Below are 24,519 nucleotides of genomic sequence, written 5' to 3' on the forward strand. Positions count from 1 at the left end.
GCCCAGCCAAACCCGTCAGGCCGGCGAGACCACCGGCCAGGGCGGGAACCACCAACGGAATCACCGACGCGGTCAGCAGCGGCACGATGACCGGGATCAGCACGATCATCTGCTCGAGCAACGTCTTGATCAGCGCGATGGTGTCGGTGATGATCGTGCCGATGGCTTCGATGGCGGTGAACAACAAGGTCCAGGCGATGGTCGCGGGATTGCCCGAAGCGAACGCCGCGGCGAGGTCGGCCGCGATGAACGAGAAGGTCTGCGCCAGATAGGCGAAGTACGAGCCGAAATCCATCGGATAGCCGAGGGCGAACGCGATGTTGAACGGGTTGAGGAAGCTCAGCGGATTGCCGAGGACGGGCAGCCACGGGTCGAACCCCGAGAACAGCGTTTTGAAGAACGGGTTGTTCATCAGCAGATCGATGAACGGCTGGATGAACCTGTTGTAGAAGTCGATGAAGCCGATCCGCTCCAGCCAGTCGAGCACCTCGTTCTGCCGGTCGGGTGGCAGCGGCGACACGGAGGAAGCGGCCGCCGGCGTGTCGGCGGCCATGACTTGGGGGGCCGGCGTCGTTTCCGGGGCGGCGGCTACCGCAGCGGCGGCGGTGCCCTCGTAGACGCTCATCACGGTGGCGGCCTGTGTCCACATCCGGGCGTAGTCGGCCTCATTGAGCGCGATCGGGACGGTGTTCAGGCCGAAGAAATTCGTCGCCACCAGCACGGCGTGGGTGGCATGGTTGGCGGCCAGCTCGGGCAGGCTCGGCATGGCGGCCAGCGCCGCGCAATAGGCGGCGGCCACCGCTTGGTGCTGGGCGGCCATGGCCGCGCCGTCGGCGCCGGCGCGCGCCAGCCACGCGAGATACGGCGTGTGCGCGGCCAGGTAGGCATCCGCGGTCGGCCCGTCCCAAGCCCCGGCCTGCACCGCGCCCAGTAGCGCGGTCAGCTCGGCGGCGGCCTGGCCGTACTCGGCGCTCAGCGAGCTCCAGGTCGCCGCGGCGGCCAGCAGCGGGCCCGGCCCGGGTCCGCCGCTGAGTAGCGCGGAGTGCACCTCGGGAGGGGAGGCCATCCAGATCGGGGCGGTCATCGGCCGCCGCCTTGGGGAGTGGTCAAAGCCGTTGCCGCGCAGATCATGCGGGCGGGTCGGGTGTGAGCGTGGCGCTGGGGCGCCGAATCGGTGGTGGCGTCGACGGCCACCCATGCCTGGAGACGGGACATGGTGAGTGACAGCTCTCTCGGGGTGCACCGCCCCGGGTCGCAGGACGCGATGACGCGAGTGTCCTGGCTCTCGGATCGCCGCTCGCCTCGCCTTCCAGCTTTTCAGCCGTGGCTCTTGAGGGTCGCTCCCCGATGACAGTGGCGGGACCGCGCCGGATTCGCACCGGCTTCCTGCATCGTCATCACCTTACGGGTGACATTGTCGCATGGGTCGCGACCGCAGGTTGGCAAACCCCGGCAAAGTCCTCGGCGAAACCACGTCAGCCGCCTTCGGCTACTCGCAGTGCCAGCGAAAACAGCAGCCGCGCCTCGGGATCGGCCAGCGATGTGTCCAACAACTTCTCGATACGCCGGATGCGATAGCGAACCGTGTTGGGGTGCACCCGCAACTCCCGCGCGGCGGACGCGATATCGCCGAAACCGTCCAGATACACGCGCAGCGTCTCGGCCAGGACGGGATCGTCGGCCCGCAGGCCGACGATCCGCGGGTCGGTCAGGCGCCGCTCGCGACCGATCAGGGTGACGATCTCGTCGAGCAGGACGGTGGTGCGCGCCTCGGCCAGCGACGTCACCTGCGGAATCGAAATAGGATGGCGCGCAGCGCTGTCCAGCACGCGGTCCAGCTCGGCGCGCGCGCCGGCGATTCCGGCGAGGCCGGCGACCGGTGCGGCGATGGCGGCCCGCAGCTGCACCCCGAGCTCCGTGCGCATTGCCGCGACGGTGCCGCGCACCCACGAGGACACGGCGCGGGCCTGTGTCTGGGGCAGCAGGACGTAGATGCGCGACCCGCGAGAGGCCACCTGGGCGTCCTGGCGAAAAGCGCTGGCGCTCAGCGCCATCACGTCGGCGAGCCGGACCTGCCGCGGTATGTCGTCCCCGGCGTCCCAGCCGATCAGCGCCGCGGTGTCGTCGGCGGCGAGGCCGAGTTCGCGGGCGACCGCATCCACGTCGGGTTCGCCGTCGACCAGGCCCAACAGCTGCTGCACCCGCCGCGCGTGGGTGGACGGCCGGGCGGCCAACCGCGCCATGATGCGCGCGGCCAGCACCGCCGCGCCCCGCAAGATCTCCTCGGCGTCGTCGGCCAGGGGTTGGCTGCCCTGCTGCACCCAGATGGTGCCGGCGAACTCCGGCGGCCGCCGCGCGTCGGGTTGGTAGATCCCGACGGCAAGCCGGGGGCGCAGACCCAACTCCGGGCGCTCGGCCACTCGGACCACCCCGTCGCCGGCTCGCAGCGCGTCGAAAATGCCCCACTGGCCGATCCATTCGAGATGCTCGGGCGGCCCCGCCCTGCCCAGGATGGACAGCCGGCGCAGCTCGTCGGCTTCGTCGTTGGAGGCCGAATACGCCAACACGTGCGACTGGGCATTCTCGATGCTGACCATGCCGTGGATGCGGTCGGCCAGCGACTGCGCCAAGCCGAACAGGTCGGTGCCCGAGTCCTCCGCCGCGTCCGCGCGGTCGCCGTGGTGCGCCAGCACGTGATTGACCAACTGATAGAGCCGCTCCCAGCGCGCCCGCGGCTCGACGGCCACCACCGCCGCCCCCGCCCCGACCGCCGCGCTCACCAACGCGGTCGACGGCTCCTTCGCGAAGATCGCCGCCGGAACGCGCTCGCGCGCCTGCTTGGCGATCCACCGCAGCGCCTCGTCGTCGGCGACCCCCAGCAGGAAGAACACGTCGGCCGAGCCCGCGGCCGCCGCCAACCCCAGCCGCACGTCGTCGCTGTCGATCAGCGCCGCCGAGCCGACCGCAAGGTCCAAGCCCCGCGGCGCCTCCACCAGGCTGACCAGGGTCGCGTCCAGCGCCAGCAGCAGCTGCCCCAGACCCACACCCGCCATTGTCCGATCGTACTACCGCAACGGCACTATCTTGTCCGATCGGCTAACTCGGGGAGTCGGCACGGCGAGGATCCTGGCAACATGGACGCGATCACCGAGGTGCCGTTGCCGGCCAACGAGCCGGTCCATGACTATGCGCCGAACTCGCCCGAACGCGGCCGGTTGCGCGGCGAATTGGCCGCGCTCGCCGACCAGCCCATCGACCTCCCGCACGTCATCGGCGGCAGACACCGGATGGGCGACGGTGACCGCGTCGACGTCGTTGCGCCACATCGTCATTCCGCCAGGTTGGGCACCCTGACGAACGCCGGCCACGCCGAGGCGGTAGCGGCGATCGACGCCGCCACCGCCGCCAAGCACACTTGGGCGGCAATGCCTTTCGACGAGCGCGCGGCCGTGTTCTTGCGGGCCGCCGATCTGCTGGCCGGGCCGTGGCGGGAGAAGATCGCCGCGGCGACGATGCTCGGCCAGTCGAAATCCGCCTACCAGGCCGAAATCGACTCGCCCTGCGAGCAGATCGACTTCTGGCGCTTCAACGTGGCCTTCGCGCGCCGGATCCTGGCGCAGCAGCCGATCAGCGGACCCGGGGAATGGAACCGCAGCGACTATCGCCCGCTGGACGGCTTCGTCTATGCCATCACGCCGTTCAATTTCACCTCGATCGCCGGCAACCTGCCGACCGCGCCGGCGCTGATGGGCAACACGGTGGTGTGGAAGCCGTCGATCACCCAGACGCTGTCGGCCTATCTGACCATGCGGCTGCTCGAGGCGGCCGGGTTGCCGCCCGGCGTGATCAACCTCGTCGCCGGTGACGGCTTCGCGGTCTCCGAGGTCGCGCTGGCCGACCCGCGGCTGGCCGGCATCCACTTCACCGGTTCGACGGCCACCTTCCAGCACCTGTGGCAGCAAGTGGGCGCCAACATCGGCCGCTACCACAGCTATCCGCGACTGGTGGGCGAGACCGGCGGCAAGGATTTCGTGGTGGCGCACCCCTCGGCGCGGCCGGATGTGTTGCGCACCGCGCTGATTCGCGGTGCGTTCGACTACCAGGGGCAGAAATGCTCGGCGGCGTCGCGGGCGTTCGTCCCGCATTCGGTCTGGCGGCGGATGGGCGACGAATTCCTGGGCGAGTCGGCCGCGCTGCGCTACGGCGACATCACCGACCTGACCAACTACGGCGGCGCACTGATCGACCGGCGGGCGTTCAGCAAGAACGTCGACGCCATCGAGCGGGCGAAGAGCGCCGCCCACGTCACCATCGCGGTGGGCGGCGAATACGACGACAGCGTCGGCTATTTCGTGCGCCCCACGGTGCTGCTCTCCGACGACCCCACCGACGAGTCGTTCGCCACCGAGTACTTCGGTCCGCTGCTGTCGCTGCACGTATACCCCGACGACGACTACGAACGAATCCTCGATGTCATCGACACCGGCTCGCGGTACGCGCTGACCGGTGCGGTCATCGCCGACGACCGCGACGCCGTGCTGACCGCGCAGGAGCGCCTGCGCTTCGCCGCCGGAAACTTCTACGTCAACGACAAGCCCACGGGCGCGGTCGTCGGGCGCCAGCCGTTCGGCGGCTCGCGCGGTTCGGGCACCAACGACAAGGCCGGGTCGGTGCTGAACCTGCTGCGGTGGACCTCGGCCCGCACCCTCAAGGAGACGTTCGTCCCGGCGACCCAGCACACGTATCCGCACATGGCGGCCGACTGATGCCGGGGCTGTTCGCCAGCACGCTGCGGCCGGCGATCATGGCCGCCAGCCGGCGATCGGGATTGCGGCGCGCCGCCGAAGGGCTGCCGGTGACCCGCCGCGTGGTGCATCGCTTCGTGCCCGGCGAGACGATCGGGAGCGCACTGGACAGCGTTGCGGCGCTTCGCGCTTCGGGCCGCTTGGTCAGCATCGACTATCTGGGTGAAGACGTCACCGACGCGGCCGACGCCGACGCGGCGGTGCGGGTCTACCTCGATCTGATCGACCACCTGGCCCGGTTACACGACGGCGGACCCGTTCGGCCGCTCGAGGTGTCGCTGAAGTTGTCGGCGCTGGGGCAGGCGCTGGGGCGCGACGGTGAGAAGGTCGCCCGGGAGAACGCCTACGCGATTTGCGAGGCGGCGCGGCGGGCCGGCGTGTGGGTCACGGTGGACGCCGAAGACCACACCACGACGGATTCGACGCTGTCGATCGTGCGCGATCTGCGGCTCGACTTTCCCTGGCTGGGCCTGGCTTTGCAGGCCTACCTGCGGCGCACCCTCGCCGACTGTGCCGAATTTGCGGCGACGGGAGCCCGGATTCGGTTGTGCAAGGGCGCCTACGACGAACCGGCGGCGGTCGCCCATCGCGACTCCGCCGCCGTGATGGAGGCCTACCTGCGCTGCCTGCGGGTGTTGATGGCCGGCTCGGGCTACCCGATGGTGGCCAGCCACGACCCGGCCATCATCGAGGCGGTGCCCGCGCTGGCGCGCGAAGCGGGCCGCTCCGCAGCCGATTTCGAGCATCAGATGCTGTACGGCATCCGTGATCTCGAGCAGCGCCGCCTTTCGGAAGCGGGAAACCAGGTCCGCGTGTACGTGCCGTTCGGCACCCAGTGGTACGGCTACTTCATGCGCCGGCTGGCCGAGCGGCCCGCCAACCTGACGTTCTTTCTGCGGGCTCTGGCGCAGCGCGGGCACTGAGTGCGCGTCGAGGGTTTCGACCGTGTCGGCCGGGTGACGACACGCCGACGGTCGCCGCCCTGACCGCACGGTAAAAGCCCGCAGCGCACCAACGGGCGTAGCCTTTCGGCCATGAGCCTGGTCATCGAGGAGATGCCCGATCTCGGTATCACCCGGGTCTCGCGCTGGGTCTTCAACTGCTACGTCCTGCACGGCGGCGACGGCGCGGTGGTGGTCGACGCCGGATTGCCCCGGGTCGCCGGCGATCTGGCGGGGATGCTGAACCGGCTCGGCGGCACGGTGCACGCCGTGGTGGCGACGCATGGACACAGCGACCACGTCGCCGGCGCCGCCGAACTGGCCGCCCGCTATCCCGCCCCCATCTGGTTGCCCGCCCGCACGCTTACCTATCTCGACGGGGCGAAGCCGCGCACGCCGACTCTCGGCCGGGCCGCGAGCATCTGGCCCACCCTGATCGATCAGCCGCTCGATCGCGTCGGCTTCAGCGGGTTCCTGGGCGGCGCCCGGCTGGCGGGGTACGGCACCCCGGCCGGCATGCGCTGGACGGGAGCATCGCCCCGCGGCGGACTGACCGACGGCCAGTCGCTGCCCGGCGCGCCAGAGTGGACCGTCATCAACGCGGGCGGTCACACCGACGACAGCATCGCGCTGTGGAACCCGACGACGCGCACGCTGCTCTCGGGTGACGCTGTGCTGACCGTGCGCGGCAAGGTTTGGCACACGCCGGAAATCGTCGACGCGGTCAGCGCCGCCGCCACGCGAAAGCGCTTGGAAGAGTTGCCGGTTGCGCATCTCTTGCCCGGCCATGGGCGACCGGTTCATGCCGCGGAAACCGTGTGGCCGCAACAGCGTCGTTGATGTCGCCAGGGTGGCGAAACGCCGACAGTCACCGCCCCGGACGCACAGCTCAAAGCTGGGGAGCCGCTAGCCGCGGCGCGGCCGCGGCCGGTCGCCCGCGAAGCCACGCACCACGTGCGCGCGCACGAACTCGGCCGCCACCTCGGGATCGTCCATGTCGCGCATCGAGGACGGCGTGCTGAAGAGCGAGAAGAGGATGCGCGCAAACCATTCCGCGGCGGCCTCGACGTCGAGGTCCTTGCGCACCTCGCCGGTGAGCCGCGCGGCCGACAGGTAGGGCGCGAAGAAGTCGACGCACTCACGCAGCAGCACGGCCGCGTCCTTGGTCAGCAACAGGCTGACCGCGTCCTCGTCGAAGTACTTCTCGGACGCGATGGACCGCCGCGCCTGGGTTACGAAAACCGCTGCCTGGCTGAGCTTTTCCTCGAGTGAACCGCCCCGGTCCATGGCCTTTGACATCTCCCGATAGAACCGCTCGGAGGCGTGTTCGGCGCACGCCTCGATGATCGCGGCCTTGTCGCTGAAGTACTCGTAGATGGTGCTGCGGGAAACGCCTGCCGTCCTGGCGATGTCTACTATCGTCGCCTTCTGCAGTCCCTGTTTGCCGAAACAGGCGTACGCGGATTCCACGATCAGCTCGCGGGTTTCGATGGCCTGTGCCGCTTCCGTCATCACGACATCCTCTAATCCGAGGGCGCGAGGATCAAACCGCTGGTGGGCACCCCGGTGCCCGACGTGACCAGGACGTGCTCGACGTTGTCGACCTGGTTGTAGGACGTGCCGCGCACCTGGCGCACCCCCTCGGTGATGCCGTTCATGCCGTGGATGTAGGCCTCGCCGAGCAGTCCGCCGTTGGTGTTGATCGGGAACTCTCCGCCCAGCGAGAGCCGCTCGACGGTGGCGAAGTCCTTCGCCTCGCCGCGCCCGCAGAATCCGAGTTCCTCCAGCTGGGTGAACACGAACGGCGTGAAATGGTCGTAGATGAAGGCGGTTTGGATGTCCTGCGGCTTGAGGCCCGAGTCGCGCCACAGCCGCTGGGCGACCACACCCATTTCGGGCAGGCCGGTGATGTCGTCGCGGTAGTAACTGGTCATCATCTCGCCGTTGGCGGCCGCCCCCTGGGCGGCCGCGGTGATGATTGCCGGCGGCTGCCGGAGGTCGCGCGCGCGTTCGGCGCTGGTGACCACGAGCGCGACCCCGCCGTCGCTCTCCTGGCAGCAATCCAGCAGCCGCAGCACGGGTTCGACGATCCAACGCGAATTCTGGTGGTCTTCCAGTGTGATCGGGCGCTGGTAGAACCAGGCGTCGGGATTGCGGGCCGCGTGTGTGCGGTCCACGACCGCGATGCGGCCGAAGAGCTCGTTCGTGACGCCGTAGGTCGACATGTAACGCTGGGCGTGCATCGCGACCCACGCGGCGGGGGTGAGCAAGCCAAAGGGCGCGTAATGCGCCATGAACAAAGGGGTTCCGAGGTCGGTGCGCCCGCTGCCGCCGAACCGCATGCCGGAGCGTTCGTTGAAGGCGCGCCAGCACACCACCACGTCGGCGACGCCCGTCGCGACGGCCATCGCGGCGTGCACGACGGTACCGGCCGCGGCCCCGCCGCCGTGGTGCACGCGGGAGAAGAAGCTCAGGTCACCGATGCCGACGTTGCGCGCGATCTCGATCTCATCGCTGGAATCCATGGTGAAGGTGACCATGCCGTCGACGTCGCTGGGTGCCAGTCCGGCGTCGTCGAGTGCGGCGCTCACCGCCTCGCAAGCCAATTGCAGTTCGCTGCGGCCGGACTCCTTGGAGAATTCGGTCTGGCCGATCCCGACGATGGCGGCGGCGCCCGGCAGCGAGCCGCTCATGCGCCCGCCTCGTCGAGCAGGCTGAGGACCGCGGTGCCCGAGACGTGGTCACCCAGGCTGTTCGAACCCTTGAACGTCACCTCGACGAAGTTCTCACCACCGGTGCCCTCGGTCTTCCCGGTGACACTGCCGGTGAAGCGCAGCGGGTCGTCCGGAAAGCACGGCACGCCAAGGCGTATCGACAGCTTCTTGACCATCGTTTCGGGTCCGGCCCAGTCGGTGAGGAACCGGACGCAGTAGCCGTTGGTGGTCAGGATGTTCATGAACAGGTTGGGCGAACCCTGCTTGTTGGCGTAGTCGCGGTCGTGGTGCACGGGCATGAAGTCGCGGGTCGCGATCGCCCCGGCGACGATCATCGTTGTGGTGATCGGGACTTCGAGCGGGGTGACCTCGTCGCCGATGGAGATGTCCGCCCAGCGCAGGGTGGTGGTGCGGCTCGCGGTGGTCGTCATGAAAGTCCTTCCGAATACGTCGCGCCGATGCCGCCGTGGACGTGCCGAGCGGTCGCGGCGACGCGCGCGCCGGCCTCCGCGGCCCAGGATTCGGTCTCAGGCTCTTCGGTGAAGGTGAAGTCCATGCCCCCGCCTACCCAACCGGCCGGAACTGGTGCAGCACCAAGTCTTCGGAGCCAGGACCGTCGAAACTTTGGTAACACACCTCGACCGGCATCCCCGTTCTCACGTCGGCCGGGTCGATGCCGGTCAGGTTGGATACCAGCCGCACGCCCTCTTCGAGTTCCACCAGCACGACGACGTAGGGATAGTCGAAGAACGGGAACTTCGGTTCGTGCGGCATCACGTAGCTGTAGACGGTGCCGCGCCCCGACGACTCGACGGTGTCCCAGTCCAGGGAACGGCAGTGGGGGCACATCGGGCGGGGCGGGTGGCGCAGCTGTCCGCATCCGCCGCAGCGCTGGATCAGCAGCTTGTTGTCCCGCAACCCGTTCCAGAAGAACTCGGTGTCCTTGGTGATGGCCGGCGCAAGTCGGGTCGCCATCAGCGCTCCGGCCTGAATCGCAGCACCCGGAATCGCTGCCTTCCCAGAACTTCTCCGTTCTGGTCGGTGTAGGTCGTCAGCCAGGTCAAAAAGAAGCCGGTGCCCAGCGCCGTCTTCTTCTCCTCGGAGACCGATTCGTACACCGTCGTCGCGCTGATGATGTCGCCCAGGCGCGGGTAACGCTCGATCTCGAACTCCGAGTTGGTCGCCACGGTGCTGGTGTAACCGGCCTCGTCCAGGAACGCCGTTGGGTTGCCTTTGATTTCGACGGGAGCGCCACCGCGCTCGCCGATGCCCTCCAGGAGCGGTGACGGCATGGTCCAGGTCTGCAGCATCACCGGCGGCGACACGATGCCTCCGAACCGCGATCTCTCGGCGAACTCCGGGTCGAGGTAGACGGGATTCATGTCGGCCATCGCGTACGCCCAGTGCCGGATCATCGGCTGGTTGACCGGATCTGGGGCCAGCGAGGGCTTTCCGGTGCCGCCGGTCGGTTGACCGACCAGGGCCTTGACCTTGGCGCTGACGGTGTCTGAGTCGGTCACTTGTGGCTGTCCTCCTAGTTTTCCTTTGGCGCGAAGGCCACGAGAACGAAAGTTCAGATGACGTCATCCAAGTAGACCGGCGCCCGTCGCGGCTCCCGCGACACCTGGGAAGGATTGCGCGTCGGGAAGGGAAGGAATCGCGGTGGAAAAGCGGTCCGCACGGCGGCCTCCCGGAATAACCATTCCGACACATTGGGGTGATGTGTCTTGCGGCCTTGTGTTTACCCCGGCGCGCCGTCCCTGTCAACACCGATACGAAGCGCGAAAACGGTGTGCAATTCGCGTGGTTGATGATTGACCGCACGGGAGCGCGGGTGTACACCAAGTGGTTAGATGACCGACGTTCGGGTGAGGAAGCGCATGACCGAGCTACAGACTCAGCGATCCCTTGTCGACACCTATCAGCTCTACATCGACGGCAGATGGGTCGAGCCGGAGGGCGGCCGCTACGACGACATCAACCCGGCCACCGAACAACCCGTCGGCACCGCCCCCGACGCGAGCGTCGCCCAGGTCGGCGCGGCCATCGGCGCAGCCCGCCGGGCCTTCGACGACGGGCCCTGGGGCACAAGGGATCCGGATCAGCGGGCCGGCTGCCTGAACCAGCTGGGTGAGGCCCTGCTCAAGCACGCCGACGAGATCTTCGCGCTGTCCCAGGTCGAATGGGGCTGCGTCACAAACGAGCGGATGATGCAGATCGACGGCGCCGGCTACATGTCCATGCATGCCGCCCAGCTCGCCACCAAGCTGATCGACCAGCCGGTCACCGGGATCGGCGCCGGAACGACGTTGCTGCGCCACGAGCCGCTCGGCGTCGTCTCGATCCTGACGCCGTGGAACTTCCCGCACTGCCTCAACGTCATGAAGGTGAACAACGCGCTGGCCGCGGGCAACACCGTCGTGCTCAAACCCTCACCGCTGACGCCGCTGGCCGGGCTCGCGCTCGCGCGCATCATCGACGAGGAGACCGACATCCCGCCCGGCGTGGTCAATGTCGTCACGCCGTCGGGCCTCGAGGCCGCCAAGCTGCTCACGACGGATCCGCGCATCGACATGATCAGCTTCACCGGCAGTTCCGCCGTTGGTTGCGAAGTCATGCGGTCGGCGGGCGACGCCATGAAGCGGCTGTTGCTGGAGTGCGGCGGGAAGTCGGCCAGCATCATCCTCGACGACACGCAGGTGACCGACGACATGCTGCGGCAGATGCTGTTCGACTGCTGCTCGTTGCATGCCGGGCAGGCCTGCATCCTGCACAGCCGGCTGCTGCTTCCCGATTCGCTGCACGACGACGTCGTCGATCGGCTCGTCGCGCTGGCCCGCGACGTCAAGGTAGGCGACCCCACCGACCCGACGGTGCAAATGGGCCCGCTGATCAGCGCGGCGCAACGCGACCGGGTGCAGGCGCACGTCGACGGCGCGGTCCGCGACGGCGCGACGCTGGCCACCGGCGGCGGTCGCCCGGTCGGCCTGGACGTCGGCTACTACTTCGAACCGACGATTCTCACCGGCGTGCAACCGGATTCGACGATCGCGCAGGAGGAAGTGTTCGGCCCCGTGCTCTCGGTGCTGCGCTACCGCGATGACGACGACGCCGTCGCGATCGCGAACAACTCGTGCTACGGGCTGTCCGGCGCCGTATGGGGCGCCGACGTCGACCGGGCTGTGGCGATCGCCCGGCGCATGCGCACGGGCCAGGTCGCGGTGAACGGCATCGGGCCGGGCGACGCGCCGTTCGGCGGCTTCAAACTGAGCGGGTTCGGCCGGGAGAGCGGCGGGATCAGCGGCTTGCATCAGTACATGGAGGTGAAGGCCATCGGAGTTCCGGCGTGACGGAGCCGCTCGCGGGGATCCACGTCGTCGCACTCGCCACCGAGGAGGTCGGGCCGGCCTAGGCCTGTCCTTGGCCGAACGGGTCATCGGTGAGCTGCCGCTCAACGCCGGAGCCGTGAGCATTTCGTAAACGGCCCGTCACATGCGAGGCTGCTGGCATGGTCATCGAGATCGCCCGCCCGAAGCTCGAAGGAAACATTGCCGTCGGGGAGGACCGCCAGATCGGCTTCGCCGAATTCGGCGACCCGCAGGGGCGCGCGATGTTCTGGTTCCACGGAACGCCCGGCGCCCGCCGGCAGATCCCGGTAGAGGCGCGCGTCTACGCCGAGAACCATCACATCCGCCTGATCGGCTTGGACCGTCCCGGAACCGGCTCCTCGACGCCCCACCGCTATCCGAATATCCGGGCCTTCGCCGACGACCTGGGCACCATCGCCGACACGCTGGGCATCGACAAGATGGCCGTCATCGGCCTGTCCGGCGGCGGCCCCTACGCGCTGGCGGCCGCCGCCGTGCTCTCCGATCGCGTCGTGGCGGCCGGCATCCTCGGCGGCGTCGCGCCCTTCCTCGGCGACGAGGGCATCACCAGCGGGCTGATGAACCTGGGCAAGCGGATGGCGCCCCTGCTGAAGCTGGGCGGCGATCCCCTGCGGATCGGCGCGAGTCTGGTCATCCGGATGATCCGCCCGGTCGCGAACCCCGGGCTGCTGCTCTACGCCGCGATATCGCCCGAGGGCGACCGGCGCCTGTTGACCCGGCCGGAGTTCGGCGCCATGTTCCTCGACGACCTGCTCAACGGCAGCCGCAAGCAACTGGCGGCCCCGTTCAACGACATCATCCTGTTCACCCAGGACTGGGGATTCCGGCTCGACGAGGTCAAGGTCCCGGTCCGCTGGTGGCACGGCGACAGCGACCACATCGTGCCGTTCGCGCACGGCGAGCACGTGGTGTCCCTGCTGCCCGACTGCGAGCTGATCGTGCTGCCGGGCGAGAGCCACCTCGGCGGCCTGGGCCGCGGCGAGGAGATCCTGTCCACCCTGACCAAGATCTGGGACGAGCAAGGCTGACCCTCCCCGCCGCCGGGTAGCCTGCTGAAGTGCTGCTGGCGTCCCTGAATCCCGCGGCGGTCAACGCCACCGACATCGCCGACGCGGTGCGCATCGACGGCGCCGTGCTGAGCCGCAGCGACCTGGTCGGCGCCGCCACCTCGGTGGCCGAGCGGGTCGCCGGGGCACAGCGGGTCGCGATCCTGGCCACGCCGACCGCGTCGACGGTGCTGGCGGTCACCGGCTGCCTGATCGCCGGCGTGCCGTTCGTCCCGGTGCCCGCCGACGTCGGCGCGTCCGAGCGCCGCCACATGCTCACCGATTCCGGGGTGCGGGCCTGGCTCGGCCCCGTCCCCGACGAGTCGGAGGGGCTGCCGCACATCCCGGTGCGGCTGCACGCCCGGTCCTGGCACCGCTACCCCGAGCCGTCGCCCGACGCCACCGCGATGATCATCTACACCTCCGGGACCACCGGGCTGCCCAAGGGCGTGGTGTTGAGCCGGCGCGCGATCGCCGCCGACCTCGACGCCCTGGCGGAGGCCTGGCAGTGGACACCGGACGACGTGCTGGTGCACGGCCTGCCGTTGTTTCACGTGCACGGGCTGGTACTGGGGTTGCTCGGGTCGCTGCGGATGGGAAACCGCTTCGTGCACACCGGAAAACCGACACCGGCGAATTACGCGCAGGCCTGTTCGGACGTGGGCGGCACGCTGTTTTTCGGGGTGCCCACGGTGTGGTCGCGGGTGGCCGGAGACGAGGCCGCCGCCCGGGCGCTGCGCCCGGCGCGGCTGCTGGTGTCCGGGAGCGCACCGCTGCCGGTGCCGGTGTTCGACCGGCTGGCCGGGCTGACCGGGCATGAGCCGGTCGAACGCTACGGAGCATCCGAATCGCTGATCACGCTGTCCACCCGCGCGGACGGCGAGCGACGCGCCGGCTGGGTGGGTCTGCCGCTCACCGGCGTGCAGACCAGACTGCTCGACGAGAATGACGCCCCGGTGCCGCACGACGGGGAAACCGTTGGGCGCCTTGAGGTTCGGGGCCCAATGATGTTCGACGGCTACCTGAACCGGCCGGAGGCCACCGCCGAGGCGTTCGACGCCGACGGCTGGTACCGCACCGGTGACGTGGCCGTCATCGACGGCGGCGGCATGCACCGCATCGTGGGCCGCGAGTCGGTGGACCTGATCAAGTCCGGCGGCTACCGGATCGGTGCCGGTGAGATCGAAACGGCGCTGCTCGGCCATCCCGGGGTGCGCGAGGCCGCGGTCGTCGGAATGCCGGACCAAGACCTGGGCCAGCGGATCGTCGCGTTCATCGTCGGCGCGGAGGGTCTGGACGCCGACGACCTGATCAACCACGTCGCCCAAGAGCTTTCCGTGCACAAGCGGCCACGCGAGGTGCGCCTGGTGGACGCGCTGCCCCGCAACGCGATGGGCAAGGTACTGAAAAAACAGCTGCTGGCCGACGGCTGACACGCAGCAAGTTGCCAGCTTCAGCGCCGAGCGTGACCGGCAAGCTTCACCTACCGTCGTAACCGTGCACCGGCCCACCACCCCCATGCGGCGGATTGCCGCCGCCTGCCTCGTCGGCTCGGCCATCGAGTTCTACGACTTCCTGATCTACGGGACCGCGGCGGCGCTGGTGTTTCCCACGGTGTTCTTCCCGGCGCTCGGTCCGACGCTGGCCACCGTCGCCGCCATGGCGACGTTCGCAACGGCGTTCCTGTCCCGCCCGCTGGGGGCGGCCGTCTTCGGCTACTTCGGGGACCGGCTCGGCCGCAAGAAGACGCTGGTGGCCACGCTGCTGATCATGGGCGCCTCGACGGTGAGCGTCGGTATGGTCCCCAGCACGGCGTCGATCGGCATCGCGGCGCCGCTGATCCTGATCGTGTTGCGGCTGTTGCAGGGGTTCGCGGTCGGCGGCGAGTGGGCGGGATCGGTCCTGCTGAGCGCCGAGTACGCCCCGACCGGCAAGCGCGGCTGGTACGGCATGTTCACCCTGCTCGGCGGCGGCACCGCCGGAATCCTCGCCAGCCTGACGTTTCTGGCCGTCAACGTCACCATGGGGGAGAACAGCCCGGCGTTCATGGCGTGGGGATGGCGGGTCCCGTTCCTGATCAGCAGCGGGCTGATCGGCATCGCGTTGTACGTGCGGCTGAACATTGAAGAGACTCCGCTCTTCGTCGAGGAGAAGGCCCGCGACCTGATACCCAAGGCGCCGCTCGCGGAGCTGCTGCGGTTACAGCGGCGGGAGATCGTCCTCGTCGCGGGCAGCTTCCTGGGCGGCATGGGCTTCGTCTACCTGGGCAACACCTTCCTCGTCATGTACGCCCACAACCAGCTGGGCTACTCGCGGAGCTTCATCTGGGGCGTCGGCGCGCTGGGCGGGCTCACCAGCATGGTGTTCGTCGCGTTCTCGGCGTGGATCTCCGACCGGGTCGGGCGGCGCCGGGTGATGCTGTGCGGACTGGTGGCGTGCCTGCCGTGGGCGTTCGCGGTCGTCCCGCTGCTGGACGCCCGCAGGCCGGTGTTGTACGTCGTCGCCATCGTCGGCATGTTCGGCGCGGCGGCGGTGGCCAACGGTCCCACGGCGGCGTTCGTGCCCGAACTGTTCGCCACCCGCTACCGCTACAGCGGCGCGGCGGTGGCGATGAACCTGGCCGGCGTCCTCGGGGCGGCCGTGCCGCCGCTGATGGCCGGCACCCTGCTGGCGACCTACGGCAGCTGGGCGATCGGGCTCATGATGGCCACGCTGGTGGTGGCCAGTTTCGCGTCCGTCTATCTGCTGCCCGAAACCAGGGGAACGACGCTGGGCGCCGTCCCCGCCGCGGAGAAGGTCGCCGCGGACGTCTAGCCGCGCTCAGTTGGCGTGCAGGTCTTCGTTGAGGGCGATGCCCTGACCGCCGCGGGCCACCACCTCGACGGCCCCGCTGACCGAGTTGCGCCGAAACAGCAGGTTGTTGCCGCCGGACAGCTCCAGGGCCTTCAGCAGCTGGCCGTCGGGCGTGGCGACCTTGGTGCCCGCGGTCACGTAGAGGCCCGCTTCGACGACGCAGTCGTCGCCCAGCGAGATGCCCAGCCCCGCGTTGGCGCCGAGCAGGCACCGCTTGCCGATCGAGATGACCTCGGTACCACCGCCGGACAGCGTGCCCATGATGGACGCCCCACCGCCGATGTCGGAACCGTCGCCCACCACCACGCCGGCCGAGATGCGGCCCTCCACCATCGACGCGCCCAGGGTGCCGGCGTTGTAGTTGACGAAGCCCTCGTGCATCACCGTCGTACCGGGCGCCAGGTGGGCGCCGAGGCGCACCCGGTCGGCGTCGGCGATGCGCACCCCGGTCGGCACGACGTAGTCGACCATCCGCGGGAACTTGTCGATGCCGTAGACGGTCACGGGCCCGTGCCGGCGCAGCCGCGCCCGGACGGCCTCGAACCCGTCGACCGCACACGGACCGCGGTTAGTCCACACGACATTGGTCAATACCCCGAACAGGCCGCCGGCGTTCAGCCCGTGCGGCGTCACCAACCGGTGCGACAACAGATGCAGCCGCAGGTAGGCGTCGTAGGCGTCGGCGGCCACGTCGTCGAGCGAGCCGATGACCGTCCGCACCGCGACGGTCTCGGTGCCGCGGTCGTCGTCCCGGCCGACCAGCGCCACCAGCTCCGGCGGGATGTCCGACAACGCCAGCCGAGACGTGCCGCCGGTGCCCGATTCGGTCAGTTCCGGTGCGGGAAACCACGTGTCGAGGATCGATCCGTCGGCGGCCAGCGTCGCCAGTCCGATGCCCACAGCTCCAGTCACGGCGGTCAGGTTACTTGGGCCGCCGAGCAGACGCAGAATCGCATCCGAAGGCGGCCGATAGTGCGATTGTGCGTCTGCTCGCCGAATGAGGGCGACCCATTACCCTTGGACCCGTGCTGGACTTGCGCGGGGACCCGATCGAGCTGACCGCGGCGTTGGTCGACATCCCCAGCGAATCACGAGACGAGGCGCGCCTGGCCGACGAGGTGGAGGCCGCGCTGCGCGCCCAGACGTCCGGTTTCGAGATCGTCCGCAACGGCAACGCCGTGCTGGCGCGCACCCGCCGCCAGCGGCCGTCGCGAGTCCTGCTGGCCGGACATCTCGACACCGTCCCGGTCGCGGGCAACCTGCCCAGCCGCCTCGAGGACGGCGACCTGTACGGGTGCGGCGCCGCCGACATGAAGTCGGGTGACGCGGTCTTCCTTCATCTGGCTGCGACCGTGGCCGAACCGGTCCACGACCTGACCCTGGTGTTTTACGACTGCGAGGAAATCGACGCGGCGGCAAACGGTTTGGGCCGCATCGAGCGCGAGCTGCCCGACTGGCTGTCCGCCGACGTGGCCATCCTGGGCGAGCCCACCGGCGGCTACATCGAGGCCGGCTGCCAGGGCACGCTGCGCGTCGTGATCAGCGCCACCGGAACGCGCGCCCACTCGGCGCGGCCGTGGTTGGGCGACAACGCCATTCACAAGCTCGGCGCCGTCGTGGACCGGCTGGCCGCCTACTCCGCGCGCACCGTCGACATCGACGGATGCGAATACCGCGAGGGCCTGTCCGCCGTCCGCATCGACGGCGGCGTGGCGGGCAACGTCATCCCCGACGCGGCCGCGGTCACGGTCAACTTCCGCTTCGCGCCCGACCGGTCGGTGGCCGCGGCGCTGCAGCACGTGCACGAGGTGTTCGACGGGCTCGACGTGCGGATCGAGCAGACCGACGCCGCCGCGGGCGCGCTGCCCGGGCTGTCGCAGCCCGCGGCCAAGGCGCTGGTCGAGGCCGCCGGGGGACACGTCCGGGCGAAGTACGGGTGGACCGACGTCGCGCGGTTCGCCGCGCTGGGCATCCCGGCCGTCAACTTCGGCCCGGGCGATCCCAACCTCGCGCACCGGCGCGACGAGAGCGTCCCGGTCGCCAACATCACCGCCGCGGTGGACATGCTGCGCGGCTACCTCGGCGGATAGTCTTTCGCTGGCCGGTCGCCGAGCGTCCCGCCAGCGTGACGCTCGGCGCCGGGCGGTCGCGCTGGCGTGACGCTCGCGGTTAGTCAGCCCGCGCACCGCCGCGCCTGCGCGGCCGCGTCGGCGGCCGCCGCGCGCATTCCGACCGCGGCCAGGTCGTCCGACGCCGCCAGCAGCGCCGCACCGTCGCCGGCCGCCAGCGCCTGCGCGTGGGCGAGCGCGAGTTTGCCTGCCGCGCAGTCGATCTCGTCACACAGCCGGCCCAACGGATCGGCCGCGCGGGTATCGCCGAGCCGCACGGCCTCGTGCCACACGCGCATCGCCACCGCCCGCTGACCGCCGCGCTCGGCCATGCGGGCGGCATCGCGGGCGGCGGCCACCGCACCGTGTGCGTCACGCATCGAGGCCAGCCGCCACGCCCGGGCGACGCCGAGCTCCGGCGCGAACAGCGCCGACTTGGTACCGTGCCGGGATTCGGCCCTTCCCAACGTTTTTCCCGCGGCCGCGATATCACCCTGCTGGGCCAGGGCGGTGGCCAACAACGTCAGCGAGAGCGGCCCCCACGAATAGCCGGTGCGTTCCAGCGTCGCGGCCGCCGGGCCCAATAGCGCGGCGGCCCGGGCGAATTCACCGTCGGCGAGCAACACATGGGCTAGCAGCACCTCGCCGATCGCGCGGCCCGGCTGCTGCAACTCGGCGAAATCGGTGAACTGCTGGGCGAGTTCGCGGGCCGCCTCGAGCCGGCCCGCCATCAACAGCGCGGTGGTCTGCCCCAACCCGATGGTGAAACGCAGCAACCCGGGATGTTCGGCGGCCAGGGCGCGCTGGGCCAGCGGCTCGACGTCGTCGAAACGCCCCTGCCGCGCCGCGCACAGCGCCGCCGCGCTGGCCGCCCAGGCCACCGCCTGGTCGTCGGCGTCCGGCGCGGCCAGCACCTCGCCGGCGACCTTCACGGCGTGCCCGACGTTGCCCGCGTTCATCGCGAATGTGGCGCTCAGCGCGTCCAGGGTGGTACGGGCGCCAGCGTCCGCGACGCGATTGCGGACGGTGCGCAGAAACGCGGTGGCCCGCTCGGGCTCACCGAGCATCCAGAACTGGTTGGCCGCGCGCAGCAGCGCCCAGTCCATGAGCGCGGCTTCGGTCAGCGCGGCGGGGTCCAGCCCGCCCAGCACCGCGTCGGCCTCGCGGCCGCGGCCCTGCCACCCCAGGGCGTGCGCCAGCGCCAGCCGTGCGGCCAGCCCGCCGGAGCGCTCCAGCGCCGAGGAGGCCAGCCGTTCGCCCAGGGCCAGGTCGCCCAGCCGCAGCGCCTGCTGCGCGGCGGCCACCACCTCGGCGGTCGGCTGGGGGGCGTCGCTGTCCAGGGCCAGTGACGCCAACCGCAGCCGGTCGCTGAGGTGGTCCGGCGAGTGCTGCGTCAGCAGCCGCACCAACTCGGTGCGCCGTTGCCGCGCGGCGTCGCCGCCGAGCGCGGCGCGCGCCCGCTCGGCGAACAGCGGGTGGGCCGTGTACACCACCGGCTCGTCCGACTCCCCGCCGCGCGCCCGCGTCTCCACCGCCCCGCAGTCGGTGGCCTCGCGGACCGCGTCCGCGCCGGTCAGGGCGCCCAGGTCGGCGAGCGACAGCGGCTCCGAGACGGCGAGGTAGTCCAGCACCGCCCGGGCCGCCGCGGGGATTTCGGCGAGGAACGCGTCGACCTCGGCAGCCGTGGTCATCCCGCCGGTCGGTTCGATGTCGATTCTCGGAAGCACGCGATCGGTCCACAGCGCCGCGATGGCCTCGGGAGACGACGCGGCGCGGCCGGTGACGATCAGCCTGGCCCTGCCGGCCAGCGCCAGCTGGTACACCAGGGTCGCCGACAGGATGTCCAGGTCGTGGGCGTCATCGACGACGAGCAGAAGATCCCCGTGCCCGGTGCCGTCCAGTGACGCCCGGGCGGCGCGCAACAGCGCGGCCGGCTTGCCGATGTCGGCGATCTCGACCAGGTGGCCGAAGGCGCCGAACGGCACCGCCCGCTCGGTCGGGGTGCCGGTGACCCAGCGGACGCGGGTGTCCGGGTGGTCGCGGCCGAAGTCCTCGGCGGCCATCTGGGCCAAGGTGGACTTGCCGCAACCGTCCGGGCCGAGGACGACCGCACCCCTCCCCGTCGCGAGCGCCGCGGCCAGCCGCTCCAGGGCCGAGGCGTGCTGGGGGACGTTCCATCGAATCGGCATCGCCGGATTTTATTGCGCGCGGTATGCGGCCCGCAGCAAGCTTGGTCTACCTTTCGTTGTATGCGCGACTGGGCGATCTGTGTGTACTGCGCGTCCGGCCCGGAACATCCCGAATTGCTCGCGGTCGCTGCCGAACTCGGCGAGGCGATCGCCGAGCGTGGCTGGACCCTGGTGTGGGGCGGCGGCCGGGTGTCGGCGATGGGCGCGGTGGCGACCGCGGCGCGCGCCCGCGGGGGCCGGACCGTCGGCGTCATCCCCCAAATCCTGATGCGCCGCGAGATTGCCGACACCGACGCCGACGAGCTGATCGTCACCGACACCATGCATGAGCGCAAGCAGGTCATGGAGGAGCGTGCCGACGCGTTCGTCGTGCTTCCCGGCGGCGTCGGCACCCTGGACGAGTTGCTCGACTCGTGGACCACGGGCTATCTCGGCCTGCACGGCAAACCCATCGTGATGCTCGACCCGCTGGGCCATTACGAAGGCCTGTGGCTCTGGCTGTGCGGGCTGCTCGACAGCGGCTACATCTCGCAGCCGGCGATGGACCGGTTGTTGCTGGTCGACAAGGTGAGCGCCGCCGTGGAGGCGTGCGCGCCGGATTGAGGGCGCCGGCACTCCGGCCAGCCCTACTAGGCTGTGCGCCGGGTTGTTCACGAAGAATTGAGGGATGACGTGTCGAATCACGACGGGGGAGCGCGCACGGCGGTCAAGCTGACCGATCTCGCGTCTCGGGCGCCCAGGTTGCTGGCCGATATGCCGGTGATCGTTCGCGGGGCGATGACCGGACTGCTGGCCCAGCCGGGTTCGAAGAAGTCGATCGGCACGGTGTTCGCCGACCGCGCCGCCCGCTACGGCGACCGGATCTTCCTGCGGTTCGGCGACCAGCAACTGAGCTACCGCGACGCCAACGCCGCCGCCAACAGGTACGCGGCGGTGCTGGCCTCGCGCGGTGTCGGCCGCGGCGACGTCGTCGCGATCATGCTGCGCAACTCGCCCAACGCGGTGCTGACGATGCTGGCCGCCGTCAAGTGCGGCGCCGTCGCCGGGATGCTGAACTACCACCAGCGCGGCGAGGTGCTGGCGCACAGCCTGGGCCTGCTCAAGGCCAAGGTGTTGATCGCGGAGACCGACCTGGTCAGCGCGGTGGCCGAGTGCGGCGGCGCCGGCGACACCGAGACGATGACCGTGGAGGACCTGGAGCGGTTCGCCGTCAGCGCCCCGGCCACCAACCCGCCGTCGGCGTCGGCCGTGCAGGCCAAGGACACCGCGTTCTACATCTTCACCTCGGGCACAACGGGATTCCCCAAGGCCAGCGTGATGACCCACCTGCGGTGGCTGAAGGCACTCGCGGCGTTCGGCGGCATCGGGCTGCGGCTGAAGAGCTCCGACACGCTGTACAGCTGCCTGCCGCTGTATCACAACAACGCGCTGACGGTCGCGTTGTCGTCGGTGATCAACTCCGGGGCCACGCTGGCGCTGGGCAAGTCGTTCTCGGCGTCGAAATTCTGGGACGAGGTCATCGCCGCGGAGGCGACGGCCTTCATCTACATCGGCGAGATCTGCCGCTATCTGCTCAACCAGCCGCGCAAGGTCACCGATCGTGCGCACCGGGTGCGGGTGATCGCCGGCAACGGGTTGCGGCCGGAGATCTGGGACGAGTTCACGAATCGGTTCGACATCGCCCGGGTCTGCGAGTTCTACGCCTCGAGCGAGGGCAACACGGCGTTCATCAACATCTTCAACGTGCCGCGGACCACCGGCGTCTTCCCCATGCCGTTGGCCTACGTGGAGTACGACCCCGACACCGGTGCCCCGCTGCGGGACGACAACGGGCGGGTGCGCCGGGTGCCGCCGGGTGAGCCCGGCCTGCTGCTCAGCCCGGTCAACCGGTTGCAGCCGTTCGACGGCTACACCGACAAGGAGTCGAGCGAGAAGAAGTTGGTGCGCAACGCCTTCCGCGAGGGTGACGTGTGGTTCAACTCCGGTGACGTGATGAGCCCGCAGGGCATGGGGCACGCCGCCTTCGTCGACCGTCTCGGCGACACGTTCCGGTGGAAGGGCGAGAACGTCGCCACCACCCAGGTGGAGGCCGCGCTGGCGTCCGACGAGCACGTCGAGGAGTGCACGGTCTTCGGAGTCGAGATCCCGCGCACCGGCGGCCGCGCCGGGATGGCCGCGGTCAAGCTGCGCGACGGCGCGGAGTTCGACGGCAAGTCGCTGGCGAACGCGGTGTACGGCCAGCTGCCCGCCTACGCGCTGCCGCTGTTCGTGCGGGTGGTCGAGTCGCTCGAGCACACCACGACGTTCAAGAGCCGCAAGGTGGAACTGCGCGACCAGGCCTACGGGCCGGACATCAAGGACCCGCTCTACGTGCTGGCCGGCCGCGACGAGGGCTACGTGCCGTACTACGACGAGTACCCCGACGAGGTGGCCGACGGTAAGCGGCCGAAGGGCTGATTGCGCGCTGAGTGTGCGCCCAGCCGCACATTCGGCGTCCACCGTGCGGCTGGCCGCACACTCGCGGGCCCGACCGGGCACCATGGACGTGTGCAATCGACACCGTCGGCGTCAGCCGGATCGACCTGGTGCGGCCGCCCGGTCGCCGGCGATCGGCCGCTGATCATGGCGATCGTCAACCGCACCCCCGATTCGTTCTACGACAAGGGCGCGACCTTCAGCGACGAGGCCGCCCGGTCCGCCGCACACCGGGCCGTCGCCGAAGGTGCCGACGTCATCGACGTCGGCGGCGTCAAAGCCGGCCCGGGCCAGGACGTCGACGCGGACACCGAGATCGCCCGGTTGATCCCGTTCATCGAATGGCTGCGCGACGCGTTCCCCGACCAGCTGATCAGCGTCGACACCTGGCGCTCCGAGGTGGCCAGGGTGGCCTGCGCCGCCGGGGCGGACCTGATCAACGACACCTGGGGCGGCATCGACCCGGACCTTGCCGGGGTCGCCGCGGAGTTCGGGGCGGGCCTGGTGTGCTCGCACACCGGCGGGGCGCTGCCCCGCACGCGGCCGTTCCGGGTGCGCTACGGAACCACCACCCGCGGGGTGGTCGACGACGTCATTCGCCAGGTCACGGCCGCCGCCGAGCGCGCGGTCGCCCGCGGGGTGGCCCGCGACCGCGTGCTGATCGACCCGGCCCACGACTTCGGCAAGAACACGTTCCACGGCCTGCTGCTGTTGCGCCACCTCAGCGATCTTGTTAATACCGGATGGCCCGTGCTCATGGCTTTGAGTAACAAGGACTTCGTCGGGGAGACTCTGGGGGTGGAATTGACCGAGCGGCTCGAGGGCACGTTGGCGGCCACCGCGCTGGCGGCTGCCGCCGGTGCGCGGATGTTTCGCGTCCACGAGGTCGCCGCGACCCGCCGGGTGCTCGAAATGGTGGCCTCGATCCAGGGCATACGCCCGCCCGCGCGCACGGTAAGGGGGCTGGCATGACGGCATCCGACCTGTTCGCCGGCGACCTCACCCACGACGCGGTGCTGGCCGCCCGCCCCGGCGACACCTGGCTGGCCGACCGCAGCTGGAACCGCCCGGGCTGGACCGTCGCCGAACTCGAGGCCGCCAAGGCGGGCCGCACCATCTCGGTGGTGCTGCCGGCCCTCGACGAAGAAGAGACCATCGAATCGGTGATCGACAGCATCTCACCGCTGGTCGACGGGCTGGTCGACGAGCTGATCGTGCTGGACTCCGGCTCCACCGACGACACCGAGATCCGCGCCGTCGCCGCCGGCGCCCGCGTCGTCAGCCGGGAGCAGGCGTTGCCCGAGGTGCCGATCCGGCCGGGCAAGGGCGAGGCGCTGTGGCGCTCGCTCGCGGCGACCAGCGGCGACATCGTCGTGTTCGTCGACTCCGACCTGATCAACCCGCACCCGATGTTCGTGCCGTGGCTGGTCGGCCCGCTGCTCACCGGCGACGGCATCCACCTGGTCAAGAGCTTCTACCGGCGCCCCCTGCGCGTGGGCGACGTGGCGGGCGCGACCGGAGGCGGACGGGTCACCGAGTTGGTGGCCCGGCCGCTGCTCGCCGCGCTGCGCCCGGAGCTGGGCGGCATCCTGCAACCGCTCGGCGGGGAGTACGCGGCCACCCGCGAACTGCTGACGTCGGTGCCGTTCGCGCCGGGCTACGGCGTGGAGATCGGCCTGCTGCTGGACACCTTCGACCGGCTGGGATTGGGGGCGATCGCCCAGGTCAACCTCGGTGTGCGCGCGCATCGCAACCGGCCGCTGGCCGAGTTGGGCGCCATGAGCCGCCAGGTCATCGCGACCCTGCTCTCCCGGTGCGGGGTGCCCGACTCCGGCATCGGGCTGACGCAGTTCTTCGTCGACGACACCGAAGGTTCCGACTTTCAGGACTTCACCCAGCACACGTCGCCGGTGTCGCTGGCGGACCGGCCGCCGATGAAGGTGCTGCGGCCGCGCTAAGGCCCCGCTGCGTCATCGCGGTGTCGGTGGCATAGGGCAAT

General features: G+C 70.1%; 22 protein-coding genes and 1 riboswitch. Of the genes, 12 read left to right on the plus strand and 10 right to left on the minus strand.

Going from position 1 to position 24,519, the window contains the following annotated elements; all coding sequences use genetic code 11:
• Both A9X03_RS22785 and A9X03_RS22790 read right to left on the minus strand, forming a co-directional pair.
• Window positions 1-1,084: PPE family protein (locus A9X03_RS22785; protein WP_068263158.1), on the minus strand; the 1,084-nt coding region annotated here is incomplete at its 3' end.
• A gap of 167 nt (window positions 1,085-1,251) precedes the next feature.
• A riboswitch (cobalamin riboswitch) is annotated at window positions 1,252-1,434 on the minus strand.
• A gap of 41 nt (window positions 1,435-1,475) precedes the next feature.
• Complete coding sequence (locus A9X03_RS22790; protein WP_067755751.1) at window positions 1,476-3,053, minus strand: CdaR family transcriptional regulator; 1,578 nt, start codon at window positions 3,051-3,053, stop codon at window positions 1,476-1,478.
• Window positions 3,054-3,134: 81 nt separating this feature from the next.
• On the opposite strand from A9X03_RS22790, the gene pruA reads away from it, so the two are divergent.
• From pruA to A9X03_RS22805, 3 genes are all read left to right on the plus strand, one after another.
• Window positions 3,135-4,766 (plus strand): L-glutamate gamma-semialdehyde dehydrogenase, encoded by a 1,632-nt coding sequence (gene pruA, locus A9X03_RS22795; protein WP_067755748.1) that lies wholly within the window; start codon window positions 3,135-3,137, stop codon window positions 4,764-4,766.
• Window positions 4,766-5,728 (plus strand): proline dehydrogenase family protein, encoded by a 963-nt coding sequence (locus A9X03_RS22800; protein ID WP_067755745.1) that lies wholly within the window; start codon window positions 4,766-4,768, stop codon window positions 5,726-5,728. Before pruA ends, A9X03_RS22800 begins: the two co-directional genes overlap by 1 nt.
• Before the next feature lie 111 nt (window positions 5,729-5,839).
• On the plus strand, window positions 5,840-6,586 hold the full coding sequence (locus A9X03_RS22805; RefSeq protein WP_067755742.1) for an MBL fold metallo-hydrolase: 747 nt from the start codon (window positions 5,840-5,842) through the stop codon (window positions 6,584-6,586).
• Between the two features lie 66 nt (window positions 6,587-6,652).
• Here A9X03_RS22805 and A9X03_RS22810 read toward each other — a convergent pair whose 3' ends face one another.
• The 6 genes from A9X03_RS22810 to A9X03_RS22830 are packed head-to-tail and all read right to left on the minus strand — an operon-like array spanning window position 6,653 to window position 9,980.
• Window positions 6,653-7,258: a TetR/AcrR family transcriptional regulator gene (locus A9X03_RS22810; RefSeq protein WP_369807427.1), complete on the minus strand. Its 606-nt coding sequence runs from the start codon at window positions 7,256-7,258 to the stop codon at window positions 6,653-6,655.
• An 11-nt stretch (window positions 7,259-7,269) separates the two neighbouring features.
• Window positions 7,270-8,439, minus strand: a complete 1,170-nt coding sequence (locus tag A9X03_RS22815; protein ID WP_067755736.1) for a lipid-transfer protein — start codon at window positions 8,437-8,439, stop codon at window positions 7,270-7,272.
• Window positions 8,436-8,891, minus strand: coding sequence for a MaoC family dehydratase (locus A9X03_RS22820; RefSeq protein WP_067755733.1), 456 nt, complete (start codon window positions 8,889-8,891; stop codon window positions 8,436-8,438). The genes A9X03_RS22815 and A9X03_RS22820 overlap by 4 nt, the downstream gene beginning before the upstream one ends.
• Entirely contained in the window at window positions 8,888-9,016 is a 129-nt protein-coding gene (locus A9X03_RS30645) for a hypothetical protein (RefSeq protein WP_255369330.1), read from the minus strand. Before A9X03_RS30645 ends, A9X03_RS22820 begins: the two co-directional genes overlap by 4 nt.
• A gap of 8 nt (window positions 9,017-9,024) precedes the next feature.
• A complete protein-coding gene (locus A9X03_RS22825; RefSeq protein ID WP_067755730.1) occupies window positions 9,025-9,435 on the minus strand; it encodes a Zn-ribbon domain-containing OB-fold protein in 411 nt (136 codons plus the stop codon).
• The gene (locus tag A9X03_RS22830; protein ID WP_067785458.1) at window positions 9,435-9,980 is read right to left on the minus strand and encodes a MaoC family dehydratase N-terminal domain-containing protein; all 546 of its coding nucleotides are present in this window, start codon (window positions 9,978-9,980) and stop codon (window positions 9,435-9,437) included. The genes A9X03_RS22825 and A9X03_RS22830 overlap by 1 nt, the downstream gene beginning before the upstream one ends.
• 360 nt (window positions 9,981-10,340) lie before the next feature.
• Between A9X03_RS22830 and A9X03_RS22835 the strand changes: the two genes are divergently transcribed.
• The 4 genes from A9X03_RS22835 (at window position 10,341) to A9X03_RS22850 (ending at window position 15,709) form a co-directional block, all read left to right on the plus strand.
• Window positions 10,341-11,810, plus strand: coding sequence for an aldehyde dehydrogenase family protein (locus tag A9X03_RS22835; RefSeq protein WP_067785488.1), 1,470 nt, complete (start codon window positions 10,341-10,343; stop codon window positions 11,808-11,810).
• Between the two features lie 158 nt (window positions 11,811-11,968).
• Entirely contained in the window at window positions 11,969-12,877 is a 909-nt protein-coding gene (locus tag A9X03_RS22840) for an alpha/beta fold hydrolase (RefSeq protein WP_067760957.1), read from the plus strand.
• A 29-nt stretch (window positions 12,878-12,906) separates the two neighbouring features.
• Complete coding sequence (locus A9X03_RS22845) at window positions 12,907-14,328, plus strand: acyl-CoA synthetase (RefSeq protein WP_067785461.1); 1,422 nt, start codon at window positions 12,907-12,909, stop codon at window positions 14,326-14,328.
• Between the two features lie 85 nt (window positions 14,329-14,413).
• Entirely contained in the window at window positions 14,414-15,709 is a 1,296-nt protein-coding gene (locus tag A9X03_RS22850; RefSeq protein WP_068263164.1) for an MFS transporter, read from the plus strand.
• A 6-nt stretch (window positions 15,710-15,715) separates the two neighbouring features.
• On the opposite strand, the gene dapD is transcribed toward A9X03_RS22850, so the two are convergent.
• Window positions 15,716-16,669, minus strand: coding sequence for a 2,3,4,5-tetrahydropyridine-2,6-dicarboxylate N-succinyltransferase (dapD, locus tag A9X03_RS22855; protein ID WP_156746640.1), 954 nt, complete (start codon window positions 16,667-16,669; stop codon window positions 15,716-15,718).
• Between the two features lie 104 nt (window positions 16,670-16,773).
• Here dapD and dapE point away from each other — a divergent pair, with 104 nt between their 5' ends.
• Window positions 16,774-17,838 (plus strand): succinyl-diaminopimelate desuccinylase, encoded by a 1,065-nt coding sequence (gene dapE, locus A9X03_RS22860; protein WP_068263169.1) that lies wholly within the window; start codon window positions 16,774-16,776, stop codon window positions 17,836-17,838.
• An 83-nt stretch (window positions 17,839-17,921) separates the two neighbouring features.
• On the opposite strand, the gene A9X03_RS22865 is transcribed toward dapE, so the two are convergent.
• Entirely contained in the window at window positions 17,922-20,045 is a 2,124-nt protein-coding gene (locus A9X03_RS22865) for an AAA family ATPase (RefSeq protein ID WP_068263173.1), read from the minus strand.
• A 60-nt stretch (window positions 20,046-20,105) separates the two neighbouring features.
• Between A9X03_RS22865 and A9X03_RS22870 the strand changes: the two genes are divergently transcribed.
• The 4 genes from A9X03_RS22870 (at window position 20,106) to A9X03_RS22885 (ending at window position 24,478) form a co-directional block, all read left to right on the plus strand.
• The gene (locus tag A9X03_RS22870) at window positions 20,106-20,648 is read left to right on the plus strand and encodes a TIGR00730 family Rossman fold protein (protein ID WP_067760945.1); all 543 of its coding nucleotides are present in this window, start codon (window positions 20,106-20,108) and stop codon (window positions 20,646-20,648) included.
• A gap of 69 nt (window positions 20,649-20,717) precedes the next feature.
• Complete coding sequence (gene fadD6 / locus A9X03_RS22875) at window positions 20,718-22,502, plus strand: long-chain-acyl-CoA synthetase FadD6 (RefSeq protein ID WP_067785479.1); 1,785 nt, start codon at window positions 20,718-20,720, stop codon at window positions 22,500-22,502.
• 165 nt (window positions 22,503-22,667) lie between these two features.
• Complete coding sequence (gene folP, locus A9X03_RS22880) at window positions 22,668-23,492, plus strand: dihydropteroate synthase (RefSeq protein ID WP_067760996.1); 825 nt, start codon at window positions 22,668-22,670, stop codon at window positions 23,490-23,492.
• Window positions 23,489-24,478, plus strand: a complete 990-nt coding sequence (locus A9X03_RS22885; RefSeq protein ID WP_068263176.1) for a glucosyl-3-phosphoglycerate synthase — start codon at window positions 23,489-23,491, stop codon at window positions 24,476-24,478. The genes folP and A9X03_RS22885 overlap by 4 nt, the downstream gene beginning before the upstream one ends.
• Window positions 24,479-24,519: the final 41 nt, after the last annotated feature.

It is taken from the genome of Mycobacterium sp. E1715 (assembly GCF_001667625.1).
Taxonomy (GTDB): Bacteria; Actinomycetota; Actinomycetes; order Mycobacteriales; family Mycobacteriaceae; genus Mycobacterium.

What these genes read in the sequence shown, in the direction of transcription:
- A9X03_RS22790 (WP_067755751.1), bottom strand. Translation starts at nt 3,053, where the DNA reads ATGGCGGGTGTGGGTCTGGGGCAGCTGCTGCTGGCGCTGGACGCGACC.
- pruA (WP_067755748.1), top strand. Translation starts at nt 3,135, where the DNA reads ATGGACGCGATCACCGAGGTGCCGTTGCCGGCCAACGAGCCGGTCCAT.
- A9X03_RS22800 (WP_067755745.1), top strand. Translation starts at nt 4,766, where the DNA reads ATGCCGGGGCTGTTCGCCAGCACGCTGCGGCCGGCGATCATGGCCGCC.
- A9X03_RS22805 (WP_067755742.1), top strand. Translation starts at nt 5,840, where the DNA reads ATGAGCCTGGTCATCGAGGAGATGCCCGATCTCGGTATCACCCGGGTC.
- A9X03_RS22810 (WP_369807427.1), bottom strand. Translation starts at nt 7,258, where the DNA reads ATGACGGAAGCGGCACAGGCCATCGAAACCCGCGAGCTGATCGTGGAA.
- A9X03_RS22815 (WP_067755736.1), bottom strand. Translation starts at nt 8,439, where the DNA reads ATGAGCGGCTCGCTGCCGGGCGCCGCCGCCATCGTCGGGATCGGCCAG.
- A9X03_RS22820 (WP_067755733.1), bottom strand. Translation starts at nt 8,891, where the DNA reads ATGACGACCACCGCGAGCCGCACCACCACCCTGCGCTGGGCGGACATC.
- A9X03_RS30645 (WP_255369330.1), bottom strand. Translation starts at nt 9,016, where the DNA reads ATGGACTTCACCTTCACCGAAGAGCCTGAGACCGAATCCTGGGCCGCG.
- A9X03_RS22825 (WP_067755730.1), bottom strand. Translation starts at nt 9,435, where the DNA reads ATGGCGACCCGACTTGCGCCGGCCATCACCAAGGACACCGAGTTCTTC.
- A9X03_RS22835 (WP_067785488.1), top strand. Translation starts at nt 10,341, where the DNA reads ATGACCGAGCTACAGACTCAGCGATCCCTTGTCGACACCTATCAGCTC.
- A9X03_RS22840 (WP_067760957.1), top strand. Translation starts at nt 11,969, where the DNA reads ATGGTCATCGAGATCGCCCGCCCGAAGCTCGAAGGAAACATTGCCGTC.
- A9X03_RS22850 (WP_068263164.1), top strand. Translation starts at nt 14,414, where the DNA reads ATGCGGCGGATTGCCGCCGCCTGCCTCGTCGGCTCGGCCATCGAGTTC.
- A9X03_RS22865 (WP_068263173.1), bottom strand. Translation starts at nt 20,045, where the DNA reads ATGCCGATTCGATGGAACGTCCCCCAGCACGCCTCGGCCCTGGAGCGG.
- A9X03_RS22870 (WP_067760945.1), top strand. Translation starts at nt 20,106, where the DNA reads ATGCGCGACTGGGCGATCTGTGTGTACTGCGCGTCCGGCCCGGAACAT.
- folP (WP_067760996.1), top strand. Translation starts at nt 22,668, where the DNA reads ATGGCGATCGTCAACCGCACCCCCGATTCGTTCTACGACAAGGGCGCG.
- A9X03_RS22885 (WP_068263176.1), top strand. Translation starts at nt 23,489, where the DNA reads ATGACGGCATCCGACCTGTTCGCCGGCGACCTCACCCACGACGCGGTG.